This window comes from Fontibacillus forbon, assembly GCF_046559655.1.
Lineage (GTDB): Bacteria > Bacillota > Bacilli > Paenibacillales > Paenibacillaceae > Fontibacillus.
This window is the reverse complement of the sequence record NZ_JBKGFV010000002.1, coordinates 341,800-361,796: the sequence shown is the minus strand read 5'-3', so window position 1 is coordinate 361,796 and position 19,997 is coordinate 341,800. Positions and strand designations below refer to the sequence as shown.

The following is a 19,997-nucleotide window of genomic DNA, read 5'->3' as shown; positions in this document are numbered from 1 at the left end:
CTTTTATTTTCCGCAGCAGTGTTGTAGAGAATTTGTCGAGTTTTAAGAATTATTATAAATAAGTAGGAATGCGGATATTGTCGGAAGGGAAAAGGGAGAAGATTCATATGAAAATCCCGGCCGATACGATCCAGAAAAACAAAGAAGAGGGTGGGAAATTATAGCAATGAAGAAAAAAATGATCGCAGTAGCGTTGGTCTGGATTCTTCTGATCCAGAGCGTTATTGGAGCGGGAACGGCTGCGGCAAGCGCTGATTCGGAGCCATCTTCCGAAACGGCCGGACAAGCTGCGAGCGTTACCGAGGATACGTATGGTCCCTTTGCGCTGAAGGCGCTGAATCAGGATATTATTCTGACCAAGGTAACCCTCCGGGACCAAAACTCAACCGTCATCGACGCGGTTTACAATCCGGACAGAAACGAAATGTCCAATTTCGGCGACGCGGTCAGCATTGAATACGAATGGGCTTTGGAAAACGGACACGGTTATCAAGCAGGGGATACCTTCGAGTTTGACATTCCCCGGGAATTCGTGATCTACAACGATTTTACAAGCCCGTTAATCATCGATGACGGCAGTAGTATCGGGAAGTTTACGGTGAAGACGGACGGTCATGTGATCGTGGAATTCAATGCTAATGTCGATAACTCCGAAGTGCGGGGAATGATGGAGATTCATACGGAGTTCAGTAAGGATACGATCAAGGGCAGCGTGGAAGTGCCGATTTATTTTCCAGTCCGGGGCGGAACTCAAGTTGCAAAGGTGTTGTTCACGCCGAAAGACGGGGAACTGCTGACGAAGCAAGGAATCGCGGACAAAGCCCAAAAAATCAACTGGAGTCTGGACGTAAATACGGTATTGGCCAAACTCGACCGGCCTGTCGTGTCGGACCGGATTCCGGAGGGGCTCACCCTTGACCCTGCATCCATCAAGGTCTACAAGCTGAATGTGAATGTGGACCGGGAACCGGATCGGGGAGCGGAAGTAACTCCGGCCGAGGGGAACTATCAAATCGATGTCGACAGCGACAGTTCCACATTCCGCATTCAGTTCAACGAAACCGGGCTGAAGTCGGCCTATCGCATTCAATATACGACGCTGGTAACGGACGAAGAGGAAACCGCCTTCACCAACCAGGCCGAATTGAAGAGCGACAATCAGCAGAACGCGGAAGCCAGCAAGACGGTAACCATTCATAGAGAGCCGTTGCTGACGAAGGAAACGATCGGCGGATCCTACGACGCGGTTAACCAGTCGGTATCGTGGCGCATCAAATACAATTACGGGGAAAAGAAAATCGCCAAGACCGACGCCAAAATCGAAGACCGTTTCGGAAACTTTTTAGTCTTGGACGGACCTGTAAAAGTTTTAAACCTGGATGGTTCTGAGCTGGACGAGAACGCCTATGAGGTTACACCGGTTTCGGATTTTGCGGAAGGCGGCAAAAACGGGTTCGATCTGCAGTTTAAATCCGACATACAAGCCGCTTACAATATCGAATACAAGACAAAAGCCACCGGGCGGGTCTATAAAGACACTTCGGTGACCAATGCGGTATATTCGGTACAGAACGGCAAAGAAAACGGAGGTTCGGCGACCCATACCTTCAAAAGCGGCATCGGCGTTAAAACAAGGGAAGCCATCGACTACAGCTCCAAGGAAGTCAGTTGGAAAATCGTCGTCAACAAAGATCAATGGTCCATGAGCAATCTGGTGATCGAGGATGTGTTTTCCGGCGGAGGCTTAACCTTGATTCCGGCAAGTTTGAAGGTGGTTTCGTCCGGGGACCCGGTTTTGCCGTATCATTTGGACGATACCGAACCTGACAAAGGATTTAAGCTCAGCATTACCGGCACTTTTGACGATGTCTATACGATTACTTACACGACGAAATTTACGCCGGAAAAATCGCTTTACAAAAATGTAGCGAAGCTGGAATGGGTCGAAAAGGTTCCCGGCAGCCGGGTGGAACTCGGGGCTGAGTTTAAACCTAACGATTATACCAACAATAACGGGGCCAAAAACGGAAAATACGACCCGCGCGTAAAAGAATTGACTTGGGATATTATCGCCAATTACAATAGCAACCCGGTTAAAGGCGCGGTGATTACGGATTTGCTCCAGGACGGTCAAACTTTGATTGACGGGACCGTGAAAGTTTACCCAATTACCGTCAAGCCGGACGGAACTCCGGATCCAGATGCGGAGCTGACGCTTGATGAAGGTAAGATCAGCTATGTCGGCAATGAACTGCGCATTGATCTGGGAGACATCACGTCTCCATACTGGATCACCTTCAAGACGAAGCTGGATAAGACCCTGGTCTCCGATGTTATTGCAAATAAGGCGAACCTGACCGGGACGGACGGCAAAAAGTGGAATTGGGAGAAAAGCGTAACCGTTCCGCGCGGAGAGGTTTATGTCAGCAAAGACGGATCCAGAGACGGGGACAAGATTCACTGGAGTATCAAAATCAACGAAGGCCAGTCTTATGTGGAACGAAGCAAAATCGTGGACACGCCTAGCCCTAACCAGATTCTGATACCGGATTCATTCAAGCTTTACAAAGCTAAGGTAGATGCTTCCGGCAACGTATCGGCGGATGAGCTTTTGGAGCAAGGCAAGGATTACAAGCTAACGATCCTCACCGATGCGGAGACGGGAAGCGAGAGCTTTGAAGTCGAGCTTCCTCCGGTCATCGACACCGCCTACATTCTCCAATATGATTCGGAGATCGCGGTATCCGTCGATCGGGAAAAAATTACCAATGAAGTGAGCTTCGAGGGTGAAGGAGTAACGGTCGGGGCCCGGGAAACCGAAAAATCGATCGAAATCCGCATCTCTTCGGGTTCGGGTACGGGCTCGGGGGTACGCGGATCGTTGGAAATTACCAAGCTGGACAAAGAGAATCATGATCTTAAACTGTCCGGCGCCAAGTTCAAGCTTATCAATAGCAAGGGCGAGACGCTTGGTGAAAAAGTAACGGGAGCCGACGGCAAGATCACGTTTACTAAATTGCTTTACGATACCTATACCTTGTTTGAGACCGAAGCGCCTGAAGGTTATGTGCTAGATTCGGCTGGACGCCAGATCACCATAGACAGCGACGTTCAGCAAAGCGGAGGAGTACTTCGGGTTACGGTGGAGAACGCAAAAGAAAGAGATCCGGTAGTACCGATCGGTCAATTGAGAATCGTGAAGGTCGACAAACTGGATCCCGCCAAAACGTTAGAAGGAGCAACTTTTGTTCTGCAGGATGCGGATAAATTGAGAGCGCCTTTGACGTTGACGACGGATAAAGCGGGCATTGCCTTGTTTGCGGGATTGCCGTATGGTGATTACATCTTGCAGGAGACCCAGGCGCCTGCGGGATATGCCGCAACTCGGTCGGAAATCTCTGTTACTCTTGATTCGAGTATCGTTCCAACGGAAGATACGCTCACCGTTACCGTGGAGAATGAGAAAAAACCTGAAACGCCGGGTAATCCAGGTAACCCCGGTAATCCTGGTAACCCAGGTAACCCAGGTAACCCAGGAATGCCAGGTAATCCGGAAAATCCGGGAACCCCGGGGAATCCGGTAAATCCGCCGGATGTGCCGAAGGATGACGAAGTGCTTGAAAGTCCGGATGAACCTCTTCCCGGGGATGGAACAGAGGGCGAGCAACCGACTTCGGATAATGACCAGCCGGAAGATGTCAATCTGGACGAGGATGGAAATCCGTTGGGCGGGACCCGCGGAGATAAACCGTCCGATAAGGATGAAAAGGACGGTCATGGAGTAAAGGTACTGCCAAAGACCGGAGAATCAAGCGCTCTGCCGATACAACTGTCCGGAGCGGCGCTGATCGCACTGGGATTGCTGTTAAGAATAAAGCGTATTAGAAGAAATTAGAATTGAGATAGGGCGTTTCTCAGGATGAAGATTTCCGGAGAAACGTTCTTTTTTTGACGTTTAAGAAAGTCGAGAATTTGTAGAGTTGGATCGTTTATACTTGTCGGATTGAAATCGGTACTGATTTGATAATGGTGGAGGCGAAAGAAATGATGCGGAAATGGTGGTCGTATTTGCTTATCTTCGCAGGCCTGGTGGTCCTGATCGCGCCGGGATGGCAGGAATGGCAGGCCGACCGGGAAGAGTCCAGGCTGCTTAGGGAAGCTAACAACGGATTGGCTGCCGTGATTGCAGAAAGTACGAGCCTTGAAATCGATGACGGTTATGCCGAAGTGTCCCGTCTGCTTGAAGAAGAGACTGCGTCCGGTGAGGAGGTCCCCGTCTTGCCGGTAGAGGAATCCGGCGATGAGGATGCCGCGATCGCGACGATCGAAGTGGATGCGATCGACTTGAAGCTCCCCGTGCTGGAAGGAGCAACTAAAGCTAACATGAAGCATGCGGCCGTGCATATGACGGAAACAACGAAACTTGGAAATGCCGGCAATGCGGTGATTGCAGCTCATAGGGCCCGCACCGACGGAAGACTGTTTAACCGCTTGAATGAAGTGGAGATTGACGATAAGATCACCATAAGGACAAAATCGGGTGACTACATATATAAGGTGTATAAAAAGTTTATTGTCGAACCAACCGATGTGTCAGTCCTGGACGGGAACGGCAGCGATAGAATACTCACCTTGATCACCTGCCATCCGTTAAATAAATCAACCCATCGGCTCATTGTTCAAGCGAAGCTGGAATCTTGAATTTGAAAGCCTAGAGAGGATAGAGTCCGGTTGTCCAATTCAAATAACATTGTATCGAAGAGAAAGCTATTGCTATATTTGTGCCTGTTTTTGGTCATTCTCCTGAGCCTGAGGGTGCTCTGGTATCAATTTCGAGCGATTCCTGCTCATCCGAAAGCCCAACATGGAGTTATTGATTTACGGAATTGGAAATTCAATGACAAGCAAGTGATCGATTTAAACGGAGAGTGGGAATTTTACCCTAACCTTTTTTTGGATCCGGACGTAAAAGACGGATCGGATCTGGCGAAGGAACCGGGAAAAACGTGGATACAGGTTCCGGGGAAATGGAACAAGCAGTTGGGCAGTGATTCGGGATATGGCTACGGAACGTACCGGATTCGGGTTCTTACCGGGAACAACGATTCTCTGTTAGGACTTCGCGTTCAAAATGTGCAGACCTCTTCCAAAATTTATTTGAATGGTGAAATGAGGAAGTCGACCGGAGAACCAGGCGATTCGCCCGGGCAGAATCGGGCCATGAACATTCCTTACACCGTTCTGTTCAAGTCCGATTCAGGTGTAACCGATATCGTTATCCATGTGTCCAATTACCAAATGCATAGCACAGGGGGAATTACGCAATCAATCAAGTTTGGTACGGCCGAAGCCGTAACCCGCGAGGTCTCCTTTTCGGAAGCGATGCAGATTATCGTTTGCGTGGTCCTGTTGCTGCATGTTTTATATGCCTGCATTCTTTTTTTTCTGGGACATCGGGGCAAGGAACTCGCCTATTTTGCCGCAACCCTATTTTTCGCCATCATTTCGATACTGGTCGACGACGATAAACTGCTGCTGGTCTGGTTTCCTTTTGACTTCGACTGGACGACAAAAATAAAAATAGGGGTCTATTCCGCACTCCCGGCTTTATTGATTCTCTGCACGAAATCATTGCTTGGCAGCCGGAGCTTCAACAGGGGCATCGCCGTGTTCACGGTCCTTTGCTCGGTTAACACTCTGCTGGCTATCAGCCTGCCTGTTCAGCAAATCATCCTCTGCCGCTATTTGCTTTTGGTGATTATGTTATGTGCGGCCTTCATGGTTCCGGTCCTTGTGCTTGAAATTATTCGTCGGGGCGAAAAAACCGCAATTTTCATTCTTTTATCGGTGGTTGCCCTTTCGAGCAACATGTTGATAAGCGGTGTCTTCAAATCTAGATTTTGGCCGGATATGCCTTATTACCCCTTTGATCTCATTATTACGTTTCTTGGCCTTGCTTCTTTTTGGTTTATCCGATTTTCCCAGATCACGCTCTCTTCCCAAAGGATGGCGGATCAGCTTCGAAAAGCGGACAAGCTGAAGGATGATTTTTTGGCGAACACGTCCCACGAACTTAAGAATCCGTTGCACGCCATGATGAATATGGCCCAGACCGTACTGGAAAATGAAAAGAAGGGATTGCAGGAGTCCAGCCGCGGGAATTTGCAGCTTATCGTAACCGTAGGGCAAAGGATGTCCCTGTTGCTTAATGATCTGCTGGATGCTACCCTGCTTCGCGAACGGGACATCCTTTTGAACAAACGGAGCGTAGACCTTCAGGGCGTGGTTGTCGGGGTATTCGATATGCTTCGCTATTTAACGGAAGGAAAACCCGTGGAGCTTGCTATGAATGTGCCGAAATCTTTTCCAAGGGTGATCGCCGATGAAAACAGACTCGTCCAAATTATATTCAATCTGCTGCATAATGCGATAAAATATACGGAAAATGGAATCATCGCAGTGGAAGCCGAAGTCCGGGACGGTGTGGCTTCGATCTCTGTCAAGGATTCTGGCATAGGAATGGACGAGGAAACACGGCGTCGGATTTTCCTGCCCTATGAACAGGGAGAGAGCGGATTGAAAGGGGCGGGGGGGATTGGTCTGGGACTAAGCATCAGCAAGCAACTGGTGGAACTTCATCGCGGAACGTTGGAGGTAGTTTCCTCCCCGGGGCAAGGGTCGGAATTCATCTTCACCCTTGACATTGCCGAACATTCAGCAAACCAGGAGCAAGGGCGGGAAGACTATGGATATGTCGAAATACCGCAAATCGCATCCGCAACTGCCCCCGCGGATTACGAAATCCCGGATGCCGAGAAATCGCTGCGGATGGAAGAGGACCATTCGGACCATTCCGTTAAACCGCGAATACTGGTGGTTGATGACGATCCTATTAACTTGAAAATAATAAGCAATATTCTATCCCCGGATCAGTTCGATATTTCTAACGCTATGAGCGGAACGGAAGCATTGAAATGGCTGGAACGGGAGGAATGGGATCTGGTCATTGCAGATGTCATGATGCCGCAAATGTCCGGATACGAGTTGACTCGAACCATTCGGACCCAGTTTGGGATTACGGATCTTCCGGTTCTGCTGTTGACGGCAAGAAGCCGTCCAGAGGACGTATATGCCGGTTTTTCCGCCGGGGCCAACGATTATGTGGCTAAACCGGTAGGGCCGCTTGACCTCAAAGCCAGGGTCCATGCATTGATCCATCTTCGGCATACGGTCGGCGAACGATTGCGCATGGAGGCGGCATGGCTTCAAGCGCAAATTCGGCCCCATTTCTTATTCAATACATTAAATTCGATCGCATCCTTAAGCGACAGCGATCCTGCTCGAATGACGGGGTTGCTGGAGGAATTCGGAACCTACCTGAGAATGAGCTTCGATCCAAGAAATTTGCAGCGCTTGATTCCGTTGGAACAGGAGTTGGAGTTGACGCGTTCCTATCTGTATATTGAAAAAGAAAGATTCGGCGACAGATTGAGCATTTCCTGGGAGATCCCCGACTCGATTACCGCTGAAATTCCTCCGCTTTCGCTCCAGCCCCTGGTCGAAAATGCGGTAAGGCACGGCATTTTTCCAAGATCCAGCGGCGGCACGGTTAAGATTATCATTTCCAATCGAGCGGAAGAGTGGATCGTAATGGTCCAAGATGACGGAGTGGGCATCGGGAAGGAGAAGCTGGAGCGGCTGCTTTCATCAAAGGAACCTCTGTCCCGCGGAGTAGGCCTGATCAACACGGACCGGAGGCTTAAGCAAACTTACGGTCAAGGATTGCAGATTAGCAGCATTCCGGGCCAAGGGACGACCGTGTCTTTCAGAATTCCCAAATGGGCGGGGAAAGAGCAGCATGATAAACAACATTAGTTATGGTTGGTGATGAAAAATGAGTATGTCAGCACCGAATTTGCACTACTTTATATATGGCATTTGCCTGGTTGGATTCCTGGTTGGAGCACTCTATGTCCGTTCATTGCGCGCCGAAAGAAATGCTCTAAGAGAATTAGTATACCGCGATCCCGTGACCGGATTGATGAACCGGGTCGCGTTAGAGCGGTTCTGGTCGCAGAACCGGGTTAAAGACCAACTTGCCCTGCTGAGTTTGGATCTGGACGGGTTCAAGGTAATCAACGACACTTACGGTCATGCGGCCGGTGACGAACTTCTTAAGGAAGTAAGCCGGGATTTAAAACAGATTACGAACAAAAACCAGCTCGCCTTTCGCATGGGCGGGGACGAATTTTTGTTTATCATGAAAAATTGCGATCCGAACCAGGTAGAAATTTTGGCCGGGTTGATTTTGAAAAAGATCAGCAGGCCTTACTATATCCAGGATCGGGACATATCCATAACGGGAAGCATCGGTATCAGCATGTGCGAAGGGTGCAAGGCGGACCGGGCGCATATGATGGAGGAGGCCGACAGCGCGATGTATCATGCCAAGCGGTTGGGCAAAAACGGGTATCACGTCTTCCGGAAACATGATTCCGCGAGCTGAATATATGGCGAGATAACCACACAAAAGTCCATATAGAAAATCACTTTATTATCGTTACTCCTTCTGGATAACATAGTAGAATGAAGGATATCATTCCACTATTCAGAACATTTCGGGAGGATTATCATGCCTATCTTTTTCGATGAAAATAATCACCTGTTCCATTTGCAATCTCAAAATTCCAGCTACATCATTCAATTGGTTCGTGGATATGCCGCTCATGTGTATTACGGTCCCAAACTAAGACAAGGAAGCAACTTGGCCGGAATGCTGACATTGCAGGAGCGGTCTTCATTTTGCCCAAACCCGCTTTCTGATGACAAAACCATCTCACTAGACACGCTGCCTCAGGAATATCCGCAATATGGAACGAGCGATTTCCGCAGTCCTGCTTATCAAGTGAAGCTGGCTAACGGTACGCGGGCAACCGAACTTGTATATAAATCTCATAAAATCACACCAGGGAAACCGGAGTTGAGCGGGCTACCGGCCGTGTATGCGGAGCAGGAGGGAGAAGCCGAAACGCTGGAACTGGAACTCTTCGACGAGATATCCGGATTGACGGTCATATTGAGTTATACGGTGTTTGCGGATTTCGACGCCATCACCAGATCGGCCCGATTCCTGAACGGCGGTAAGGAACCGGTGGAGTTGGAACGTGCATTAAGCGCTTCTATGGATTTTGCCGATTCCAATTACGATGCCTTGTATTTGTCGGGAGCCTGGGCCAGGGAACGTCATATTCAGAGAAGAAGACTCGCTCCAGGAGTTACTGGCATCGGCAGCCGTAGAGGCTCCAGCTCGCACCAGCAAAATCCTTTTATCGCCTTGCTTCGCCCGGATGCGAACGAACGCCAGGGCGAAGTTTACGGTTTGAGTCTGGTATACAGCGGCAACTTTACCGCTGAAGCCGAGGTTGAGCAGTTCGGCATGACCCGGCTGCAGATCGGCTTGAATCCCTTCGATTTCTCATGGCATTTGGAGCCGGGAGAGGTTTTCCAGACGCCGGAAGTGGTGCTGGTCTACTCGAATGAAGGGCTTGGCGGTATGTCCCGGTCCTACCATCGCCTGTACCGGACCCGTTTATGCCGGGGGCAACACCGGGATCGGGAGCGTCCGATTTTAGTGAACAATTGGGAAGCTACCTATTTCGATTTCAATGCGGACAAAATCGAAGCTATTGCCAAAGCAGGCAGCGAGCTGGGTATTGAACTATTTGTGCTGGATGACGGCTGGTTCGGACGGCGCGACCGTGACGACAGCTCATTGGGAGACTGGTTTGAGGACCGCCGCAAGCTGCCGGGCGGATTGGAGGATCTGGCGCGCAGGGTGAAGGCAACCGGGCTGCAGTTCGGTCTCTGGGTCGAGCCGGAGATGGTATCGCCGGACAGCGATCTGTACCGCAGTCATCCGGACTGGTGTCTGCATGTCCCGGACCGCCGCCGGACGGAGGCGAGAGACCAACTGGTTCTTGACATGTCGAGAGCGGATGTGAGGGCTTATTTATATGAGCGCTTAAGCGATATTTTCAGAACGGTTCCGATCTCCTATGTGAAATGGGATATGAACCGGAACATGACGGAAATCGGTTCGGCACGGATCCCGGGAGAACGGCAGAAGGAAATCGCGCACCGGTACATTCTTGGTCTGTACGAATTGTTGGAGAGTCTTACGGGCGAATTTCCGCACATCTTGTTCGAGAGCTGTTCGGGCGGCGGCGGCCGGTTTGATCCGGGGATGCTGTATTACATGCCGCAAACCTGGACGAGCGATGATACCGATGCAGTAGAACGGCTGAAAATCCAGTATGGAACTAGTCTCGTTTATCCTGTATCTACGATGGGCGCGCATGTGTCGGCGGTACCGAACCATCAAGTGGAACGGACAACCCCGCTGTCATTCCGGGGCGATGTCGCCATGTCCGGGAATTTCGGGTACGAACTGGATTTGACCAAATTTACCGAAGGTGAACAGGAGATCGTCAAACAGCAAGTCAACGCTTACAAGGAGAATCGCGGTTTGGTTCAGCAGGGCGAAATGTTCCGGCTTCTAAGTCCATTTGAGGGCAATGAAACTTCCTGGATGTTTGTCAGTCCGGACAAGAATGATGCGCTGCTGTTTTACTTCAAGGTGTTGGCGGAACCGAACGCCCCGCTCCGCAATGTGAAAATGGAAGGACTTGATCCTGAAAAGGACTATCGTCTGGAGACGAGCGGCGAGATCTATGGCGGTGACCGCTTAATGACCCTGGGAATGCCGGTATCTTCGCTTCGCGGCGATTTTGCGAGCATGTGGGTACGGTTGAAGGCTGTTTAAACGGTTCATAGTTCTAATAGTTCTAAGGTTCATCAATCATAACTGAAAGAGCCCGGGGCAACCGCCCTGGGCTCTTATTTTCAGGAGTAGAAAACTCGGACTTATCAGGCTTTGTCCATACAACCGGGAAACATCCCGGTCGAAATGGCGATCCGGTTCCAGCTGTTAATCAAATTGATGGCGAAAATAAGATCCACTGTTTCTTTTTCGCTGAAAAACGTTAATATCCGATTAAACAATTCCGCCGGTACTCCTTCTTTGGAAATCAAGGTCACGGCTTCCGTCAACTCCAGTACCGCCTTTTCCTTATCCGTATAGCACGGTGATTCTCTCCACACGCTCACCAGAGCGATTCTTTGCTCCGATTCACCCAGCTTGCGCAGCTCATTCGTATGCATATCAAGACAAAAGGCGCAGCCGTTGATTTGCGAAGCCCGGATTTTGATCAACTCGTAAATGACCTGGTCCAGTCCGCTTTCACGGACATGGCGCTCCAGTTGGCTCATCGCACGGTACACTTCCGGGTTTGCGCTGTAATGGTTCAATCTCATTTTCATGATTCATTCCTCCACCATGGATTTTTTCTTGTTTCCAAATATATAGACAGGTGAAGGATGAATTTTGTGACCGAAGCCGCAAAAATAGGTTATTAAGGATTAATAAGCAAAGTCATCTCAGTACCGGCACATGAACGAGCTTGTCCGGATTGGTTATCAGATAGACATTCCGAATAAGACCTGTGTGATCTTCATCAACAAGAATTACTTTCACAGCGATCCCGTTCCGGAATAAGACAAGCCCTTCTTGACCGTTAATCAAGCTAGGCACCAAATCACCTTCCATGGAGCCTTTTTTCGTAATTCCGGACCAGAAGGCGATGATCCGGTTTCTGGTGATGATCGGATTAATAGCCGAGCGGACTTTGCCACCGCCATCGCTCCACATGACGGCATCTTCGCGGAACAAATTCAGCAGGGGAGCAAAATCCCCGGTTCGTGCAGCCTTCAGGAAGGCGCTGACCCAGCCGGAGACAGCATGATCCTTCTGAGGCAACTCCGTCTGTTGCGGTCTCAATTTCTGGCGGGCACGGCTTAACAGCTTGCGGCATGAAGCTTCGGTTTTGCCCAGCATAGCCGCAATTTCATAATATTCCACGCCAAATGACTCTCTCAGCACAAAAACGGTCCTTTCATCGGGAGAGAGATGTTCAAGCATGGCCATAAAAGCATAAGAGATTTGTTCCTCCCTGAGCACAGGTTCCGCTTCGTCATTCGGTGCCGATTGAAAAACGGGCTCGGGAAGCCAAGTACCGAAATAAGTTTCGCGCGATAATCTGGGTGATTGTAGAGCATTCAAACTGCGGTTTACAACCGCCCGTCTAAAGTAAGGTCCGGGGTTACGGATGTGTTCGAGCCCGGGAGCGTTTTCGAACAGAGCCAAAAACGTCTCCTGAACGATATCCTCGGCTTCGGCCCACGATCCTGTCAGACGGTAGGACAGGGCGGTCAGGTGCAACTTGTTTTCGTGGTAATATTGTTCCAAATCGGTAGTCACTCCGACGAACCCCCTTCATTGGATTCACAGGTTACGAATTATCCAGTCTGTTATCTAATATATCAAATGCAAAAGAGCCTTGTCCTGCGGAATCAGGACAAGGCTCTTTCGGCGCAATTAAAACTTGAAAATATGTATCGTTTTATGCAGTTGGAACACCGCATTTTTCATGGCTTCGGTTTCATCAGCCATAGCTTGAATCGAAATAATTTGTTCATTCATGGATGCGGAAACCTGTTCCGTACCGGCCGCGGATTGTTGGGTAATCGCGGAAATGTTCTGGATGGACGAAGAGATGTTATGGGCGCTTTCCAACATGGACTCGCTTTCTTTGGAAAAGGCGGAAATCTGTTCCGTAATATACTGAACGCTCTGCACGATTTGCTCGAAAATATGCTCCGCTTCGCGAATCATCGCATTTTGCTGGTTTACGACTTCCTCATTAATCTTTATATTTTGTCCGGCGAGCTTGACGTCTTGTTCAATGCTGCGGACAAGATTGAAAACTTCCTTCGTCGACGAAGTCGATTCCTCGGCCAGTTTGCGCACTTCCTGGGCGACTACGGCAAATCCGGCGCCATGTTCACCGGCACGGGCCGCTTCGATGGAAGCGTTTAATGACAATAAATTGGTTTGCTCGGCGATTTCGGAAATCGTTGCTGTAATCTTGGTGATGCCGCGTGCATTTTTTGCAAGAGCCTCTATCGATTCGGCCACTTTTCCGGTAGCTTCGATATTCCGCCGCATCCCGTCTGCCTGCATGGATACGGAGTCCCGGCCCTTTTCAACCAGACTAAGCATTTCGCGGGAACGGCTGTTCATCTCCCGTGTAGAATCGGTATAGTTGCTTACTTTGTTCTCGATCTCGCCGATCGAATCCTTCATGCCGCTAACGTCTTCGGAAATCTCATTGGCACCAAGAGCAAGCTCATTGGAGGAGTGGCCTACCTGGGTCATGACGTTGATGAGTTCCTGGTTCCGGTCAGAAATGCTTCGGCTGGAATCCATAACTTTGCGGGTTATTTCCGATGTTTCCTGCAAGATTTTCCGGAGCTTGTCAACCATGCTGTTGAAGGAACGGTTTAAATCCTCCATGCCTCCGGATTCCATGATTCGGCTGGTAAAGTCCCCTTTGGCAATTTTTGCGGAAGCATTGGTGATGTCGTCAAAAGACCCTGTCAGAGCGCCCTGCAAATACTTGGTGAGAGGGTAAGTAAGCGCTCCCAAGACTACGATCAGAACAATCCCTATAAGCAATTTACCGACAATCGTGAACACAATGAGTGCGGGAATCGCAAAAAGCGCGGCCACAAGATAGCAGGCGGCAGGGATTTTCTTGGCTAAAGGAAGTCTGTTGAACCATGACATAGGTATGATGCCCTCCTTGTATATAGGATATTTATACCATCATTATAACATCGGTAAGGCAAAGGGGATAGGACAAAAAATGCGGAGAAACAAGAATAATGCTGAATTTTGCTTACTATGTAAAAAAATGAATATGCCTGATTAGGATTGGTGAGATTACCTACAGATCCCAAATAAACGGCTTGACAATCCGGATTAAACATAGTTATATAAAACGTACGTTATTATTTCGTGTACGAAATATTAAACAAGTAAAATAAGAAAATTTAATCAAAAGGATGAACGAGCTTGGATCAGAAAGAATTGATACATGAAATCGTGGAGTCATTTCGGGAGATCAAAAAGGCTTCGTACCAATTGTTGTCACTTCAGGCTGACAGTATTGGAATAACCGGTATCCAGTATATGGCCCTCAAGACGATACTGAGGCAGCCGGGGATCGCCATGAGCGAACTAGCGGAATCCATGCGGCTAGGAAACAGTACGGTAAGCGGGGTGATCGACCGCCTTGTCAAAGCGGAATTGGTGGAACGAAGACGGCTTGTCAGCGACCGCAGATCCATCACGCTGCATCTTACCGCGAAAGGAAGGGAGGTTGAGCACCAGACAGACTTAAAATATACCGAATCCATTTCAAGGGTACTCGAACTGCCTGAGGAAGAGATTTTTCAAATGCTGGAGACTCATAAAAAAATTATAGATATAATCATTAAAGTGAGAGAAGGAAACCAGAGTGAACAACAATAGATCAAATACTGCAACGGTCTCCTTCAAAAGGTGGCCAATCGTTATGGCGCTTCTTATCGGGGCGTTCGTTTCGATCTTGAACCAAACCCTGATGAACGTGGCATTGCCACACATGATGATAGACTTAAACGTTACGGAAACGACCATTCAATGGCTGGTTACCGGATTTATGCTCGTAAACGGCGTTTTAATTCCGGTTAGCGCCTATCTCATGGAGCGCTTCTCAACCCGAAAGTTGTTTATCGCGGCCACTACGTTGTTTGCCATAGGCACGCTCGTCTGCGGTATCGGCTCCAGTTTCGGAATGGTTTTGATCGGACGCCTGATACAGGCAGCAGGAGCCGGGGTGCTTATGCCGCTCATGACCGTGGTGTTCCTGACCATCTTCCCGATAGAAAAACGCGGCCAAGCAATGGGGACGATGGGAATCGCAATGATTTTCGCTCCAGCGGTAGGTCCTACATTATCCGGTTGGATTATAGAGCATCATCCTTGGAATATGCTGTTCTGGATCGTTTTGCCGTTTTCCGTACTTTCGATTATTTTAGGATTCATCTTTATGAAAAATGTAACCGAAGTATCCCGTCCTAAACTTGACTATCTGTCCATTGTAATGTCGACTCTCGGCTTTGGCGGAGTCCTCTACGGATTCAGTGAAGCAGGAAGTGAAGGATGGGGGGCGACCGAGGTTGTCGTCAGCCTGATCGTTGGCGTAGCCGCATTAGCCTTGTTCCTCTGGCGTCAGTTGACGAGCAAGCATCCGATGCTGGAATTTCGGGTGTTTAAGTACAACATGTTTTCCCTGACAACGATCATTAATGTTGTGGTTACGATGGCGATGTATGCAGCCATGATTTTGCTTCCGATCTACCTGCAGACGATCCGCGGCTTTTCTCCTCTTGAATCTGGACTTCTTCTTATGCCGGGTGCGATTCTGATGGGGATCATGTCGCCGATTACGGGAATCATCTTTGACAAAGTCGGAGCCCGATGGCTGGCCGTCATTGGACTAGCCATTACGATCGTAACGACTTGGGAGTTCAGCAAGCTAACGGACAGTACGACTTACACTCATCTGATCTTCATATATACCGCCCGGATGTTCGGGATGTCCATGCTGATGATGCCGATTCAAACCGCCGGTCTGAACCAGCTTCCGGCAAGGCTGAACGCTCACGGCACGGCCATGTCCAATACGCTGCGGACGATCGCCGGAGCGCTTGGGACAGCCCTGCTGGTGTCGATCATGTCGTCCCAGACCAAAAGCCGGGTTACGGAAATGGTCATTTCCGCCGGAATTAATCCGAAGGATCCCGCGAATGCCGATGTACTGGCTCAAATAACCAAAGATGCGACGATTCATGGAATTGATTATGCCTTTGTTATCGCCACGGGCATAACGGCCGTCGCTTTCGTCCTCTCTTTCTTTATCAAGAAAGTGAAGATCAACCGGGAGGGACAGGGCAAAGAAGTGGAAATCAAGCCTGCGAAGGCTTAAGCATAGCAAGTAAAATAAAACAAGCTGAGCGCAACGGAAAAGGGAACCTTGTTGCTGCTTCAGCTTGTTTTTTAGGCTGGCAAATACGGATGACGGTCGAACGGAGCAACTTCCATGGAAAAATTCCAACAAGGTTCGCTGAAGACTCGTTTTTATATAAGCTTGATTGGATAAATTCCAACCATTTAATCCAAATCACTGGAACGCTTATCTCTTTCGCGGGATATCGTTGGATAATATCTAATCAAGACGTTCTGCTAAAAAGAAAGAGCCGGGATCCATTGGAGAAAGTCCAATGAATCCCGGCTCTTTTGGTATTACAATCTTATTGCCGATTAGCCCAGCGTTACAACAACTTTATGAACGCCGCCGTCGCCGAACGGTGCAATAATGTTGCCTTCAACGGCTTTGCCGTCAACCGTCATGCTCTTCACGCCTTTGGATACATGATCCGGATTGTTGATTTGGATCACGTACGTGTCGCCGCGGAATACGCGGGTGATTTCAAAGCCGTCCCATGCCGTAGGAATACATGGTTCAACCTTCAGGCCGGTGAAGTCCGCTTGAATCCCGAGGATCGCTTGCGTGATCGCTACATAGTTCCAGGCAGCCGTACCCGTCAGCCAGGAGTTTTTCGCTTCCCCGTGACGAACCGCGTCTTTACCCGCGATCATTTGCGAATAAACGTAAGGCTCCATGCGGTGAACTTCACTGATGTCTTCCAGGTAAGCCGGAGCAATCTTCGAATAGATTTCGAACGCTCTGTCGCCATGGCCGAGCACGGTTTCCCCGATCATGATCCACGGGTTGTTGTGGCAGAAAATACCGGCATTTTCTTTGTATCCAGGCGGATACGTCGAAATTTCGCCCAGGTTCAGATAGTACTTGGAATACGGAGGCTGTTGCAGCACGATACCGTATTTGGTGTCGAGTCTTTCCTTCACGGAAGTCATCGCTTTATCGGCAAGGCCTTCCTCAACGCCGATGCCGGCCATTACGCACATGCCTTGCGGCTCGATGAAGATTTGGCCTTCTTCGTTTTCTTTGCTGCCGATCTTCTCGCCGTAGTGGTCGTAAGCGCGCAGGAACCAGTCACCGTCAAAGCCGTGCTCAAGCGTGATGGCACTCATTTTCTCCGCTTGAGAAACTGCTTCAGCCGCTTCGTCGTCGAGGCCGCGCATCCGGCAGATTTCTGCAAAATCCGGGCTCACGTAGACGAACAGACCTGCGATGAATACGGATTCCGCCGTACCGCCTGCAATGTTCTCGGTCGTTTGGAAAGATTCGCCCGGCTCCTTGGAGAAGCAGTTCAGGTTGAGGCAGTCGTTCCAGTCCGCACGGCCGATCAACGGCAAACCGTGAGGTCCGAGGTTGTGAATGACATGATAGTAAGAGCGTTTCAAATGCTCGAACAGGGTAGCCGTGTTGTCCGGATTGCTGTCGAACGGAACTTGTTCGTCCAGAATGCTTACATCGCCGGTTTCTTTAATATAAGCGGCAGTTCCGAGGATCAGCCACAACGGATCGTCGTTGAACCCGCTGCCGACTTCGTTGTTGCCCTTTTTGGTGAGCGGTTGATATTGGTGATATGCGCTGCCGTCTTCAAATTGCGTAGCGGCGATATCGAGAATACGTTCTCTGGCGCGTTCCGGAATTTGATGCACGAAGCCGAGCAAATCCTGGTTCGAATCGCGGAAGCCCATGCCGCGGCCGATGCCGGATTCGAAATAGGAAGCGGAACGGGACATGTTGAACGTAACCATACATTGATACGGGTTCCAGATGTTGACCATCCGGTTCAGCTTGTCGTCGCCGCTGTTAATTTGGTATTTGGACAGCAGGTTCTCCCAGTAGGAAGCAAGCTCTTCCATAGCGCGATCCACATCGGCGTCCGTTGCGAACTTCTCGATCATCGCTTGAGCCGGTTTCTTGTTGATGACGCTTGAAGCTTCCCATTTATCTTCCTCGGCAACTTCAACATAACCAAGGATGAATACGAGGCTTTGTTCTTCGCCTGGCGCAAGAGTCAGCTTGATTTCATGCGATCCGATCGGGGACCAGCCGCTAGCAACGGAGTTGGTGGCTTTACCGGCAACGACGGCTTGCGGTTCATGCAGGCCGTTGTACAGACCCACGAACGATTCGCGGTCCGTATCGAAGCCGTCGATGTTCCGGTTTACGGAATAGAAGGCATAGTGGTTTCTGCGTTCGCGATATTCCGTTTTGTGATAGATGACGGAATCCTTAACTTCCACTTCGCCGGTGCTGAGGTTGCGTTGGAAGTTGGTCATGTCGTCCTGGGCATTCCACAGACAGAACTCGGCAAAGGAGAAGAGGGAGACTGTTTTATTGGCAGAACTTGTGTTCTTAACAGTCAAACGATGTACTTCGCCAGTATAACCGAGCGGGATGAAAGCGAGCTGATTAACGGAAATACCGCCGCGCTCACCGGTAATCGAAGTATAACCAAGGCCGTGACGGCACTCATAGAAATCAAGATCGCGTTTGACTGGCATCCAGCCCGGAGTCCAGAAATCGTCGTTGTCATGGTCGCGCAGGTAGTAGTAACGGCCGCCCGTATCCAGCGGAATATTGTTGTACCGGTAGCGGGTCAAACGGCGCAAGCGGGCATCCCGGTAAAAGGTGTAGCCTCCGGCCGTGTTGGAAATCAGTCCGAAAAATTGTTCGTTACCCAGATAGTTAATCCACGGATAAGGGGTTTGTGGCGTGTTGATTACATATTCTTTGCGAACGTCGTCAAAATGTCCGAATTTCATGAATCATGTCTCTCCCTTCGTTTATGAACGCGCGTTTATTGTAGTGAAAAGACATCGCCTCACCCTTGGAAGGGAAGAGGCGTGTCCGGCTTGCCGGAGCATTACCCGCTAATTCCCGGCCGGCTTGCACGAATCTCGAATCACAAGCCGGGCGGGAAAACTTACCGTGCTGAATGTCGGTTCTTCGGCATTGCAGAGGCCGATCACTTTTTCCACAGCCGCTTTGGCCATATCGTCGATCGGCAGCTTGACCGAAGTCAGCTTGGGACTGATCCGGGCGGCGAGTTGCACATCATCGAATCCGATGATCGAAAGCTGGTCGGGTACGCTGATCCCATGTTCGGAGAACGCTTCCATTGCGGATATCGCCATGTCGTCGTTCGAACTGAACAGGGCGGTAGGCATCTTGCCGCCAAGCGCTAATCTGGCTGCCTCGCGGTAGGCGGTTTCCTTAAGAAAGTCGCCTTCCAGAATAAAATCTTCCACCAGGGGCAAACCGTGCTTCTGCAACGTGTTCTCGTAGGCCATGTAACGTTCCCGGCCCGAAAAGGTGTTCATCCTACCTTTGATGATTCCAATTTCGCGGTGACCGAGTTGGATCAGGTACTCAATGGCTTCAACGGTTCCCTCATAGTCCATCGAGTTGATGACGGCCAGATGGTTTTTGTTGAGCCGCTCGGCCATAATCTCGGAGATGTCATAGTCGATGAGAACGAGCGGTGCCTCCTGACTGACCAGTTCACGCACGAGCTCGATATCCTTTTGCGTGCCGACGAGAATGCCTCCGTCAATCCGCTTTTGCAGAAAAGCCTGTTTTATTTTCTGGAAATCCCCGGGAGAATATACGGTATGAATAAGTACATAAAATCCGCGGGCGTTCGCCGTATCGACGACAAGATCGACGATCGGGGCAAAGTAGCTGTTCTGGTAAATGCGAGTCGCGTTTTCCTTCTCGTTCATACTGATGGCGAACAGTCCGATCGTATCGGTCCGCTTGCCGGCCAGCGCTCTGGCGAAGCTGTTGGGCTCGTACTGATACTGCTCGATCACTTGCAGCACTTTGGCCCGGGTCGCTTCGGGAACGTTAGAGTAATTGTTGATGACGCGAGACACGGTACTGCGGGACACTCCGGCCAACTTGGCAATATCTTCACTGCGCATGTGGCTCCCTACTTTCTGTAAACGCGCGTTTATACCCCTATTGTAGTAGATGCGCTTACGTAAATCAATT

At 49.9% G+C, this 19,997-nt stretch carries 12 protein-coding genes; 7 read left to right on the top strand and 5 right to left on the bottom strand.

The features are described from left to right. Positions 1-166 precede the first annotated feature (166 nt). The 5 genes from ACLB09_RS08365 (at position 167) to ACLB09_RS08345 (ending at position 10,822) form a co-directional block, all read left to right on the top strand. Positions 167-3,895: a collagen binding domain-containing protein gene (locus ACLB09_RS08365; RefSeq protein WP_410769348.1), complete on the top strand. Its 3,729-nt coding sequence runs from the start codon at positions 167-169 to the stop codon at positions 3,893-3,895. Positions 3,896-4,044: 149 nt separating this feature from the next. Then, complete coding sequence (locus ACLB09_RS08360; protein ID WP_410769347.1) at positions 4,045-4,701, top strand: sortase; 657 nt, start codon at positions 4,045-4,047, stop codon at positions 4,699-4,701. A 30-nt stretch (positions 4,702-4,731) separates the two neighbouring features. After that, positions 4,732-7,875 (top strand): hybrid sensor histidine kinase/response regulator, encoded by a 3,144-nt coding sequence (locus ACLB09_RS08355; protein WP_410769346.1) that lies wholly within the window; start codon positions 4,732-4,734, stop codon positions 7,873-7,875. A gap of 19 nt (positions 7,876-7,894) precedes the next feature. After that, positions 7,895-8,506, top strand: a complete 612-nt coding sequence (locus ACLB09_RS08350) for a GGDEF domain-containing protein (protein WP_410769345.1) — start codon at positions 7,895-7,897, stop codon at positions 8,504-8,506. Between the two features lie 126 nt (positions 8,507-8,632). After that, positions 8,633-10,822, top strand: a complete 2,190-nt coding sequence (locus tag ACLB09_RS08345) for an alpha-galactosidase (protein WP_410769344.1) — start codon at positions 8,633-8,635, stop codon at positions 10,820-10,822. Positions 10,823-10,926: 104 nt separating this feature from the next. On the opposite strand, the gene ACLB09_RS08340 is transcribed toward ACLB09_RS08345, so the two are convergent. The 3 genes from ACLB09_RS08340 to ACLB09_RS08330 all read right to left on the bottom strand — a co-directional run bounded on the left by ACLB09_RS08340 (position 10,927) and on the right by ACLB09_RS08330 (position 13,744). Then, entirely contained in the window at positions 10,927-11,379 is a 453-nt protein-coding gene (locus ACLB09_RS08340; protein ID WP_410769343.1) for a carboxymuconolactone decarboxylase family protein, read from the bottom strand. Positions 11,380-11,491: 112 nt separating this feature from the next. Continuing rightward, positions 11,492-12,376, bottom strand: a complete 885-nt coding sequence (locus ACLB09_RS08335; RefSeq protein ID WP_410769342.1) for a sigma-70 family RNA polymerase sigma factor — start codon at positions 12,374-12,376, stop codon at positions 11,492-11,494. A 117-nt stretch (positions 12,377-12,493) separates the two neighbouring features. Beyond that, positions 12,494-13,744: a methyl-accepting chemotaxis protein gene (locus ACLB09_RS08330; RefSeq protein WP_410769341.1), complete on the bottom strand. Its 1,251-nt coding sequence runs from the start codon at positions 13,742-13,744 to the stop codon at positions 12,494-12,496. Between the two features lie 288 nt (positions 13,745-14,032). Between ACLB09_RS08330 and ACLB09_RS08325 the strand changes: the two genes are divergently transcribed. Both ACLB09_RS08325 and ACLB09_RS08320 read left to right on the top strand, forming a co-directional pair. Then, on the top strand, positions 14,033-14,491 hold the full coding sequence (locus ACLB09_RS08325) for a MarR family winged helix-turn-helix transcriptional regulator (protein WP_410769340.1): 459 nt from the start codon (positions 14,033-14,035) through the stop codon (positions 14,489-14,491). Positions 14,492-14,534: 43 nt separating this feature from the next. Continuing rightward, entirely contained in the window at positions 14,535-15,989 is a 1,455-nt protein-coding gene (locus ACLB09_RS08320; protein ID WP_410769339.1) for a DHA2 family efflux MFS transporter permease subunit, read from the top strand. A gap of 335 nt (positions 15,990-16,324) precedes the next feature. Here ACLB09_RS08320 and ACLB09_RS08315 read toward each other — a convergent pair whose 3' ends face one another. Further along, entirely contained in the window at positions 16,325-18,766 is a 2,442-nt protein-coding gene (locus ACLB09_RS08315; protein ID WP_410769338.1) for a GH36-type glycosyl hydrolase domain-containing protein, read from the bottom strand. 108 nt (positions 18,767-18,874) lie between these two features. Further along, positions 18,875-19,927, bottom strand: a complete 1,053-nt coding sequence (locus ACLB09_RS08310; RefSeq protein ID WP_410769337.1) for a LacI family DNA-binding transcriptional regulator — start codon at positions 19,925-19,927, stop codon at positions 18,875-18,877. Positions 19,928-19,997: the final 70 nt, after the last annotated feature.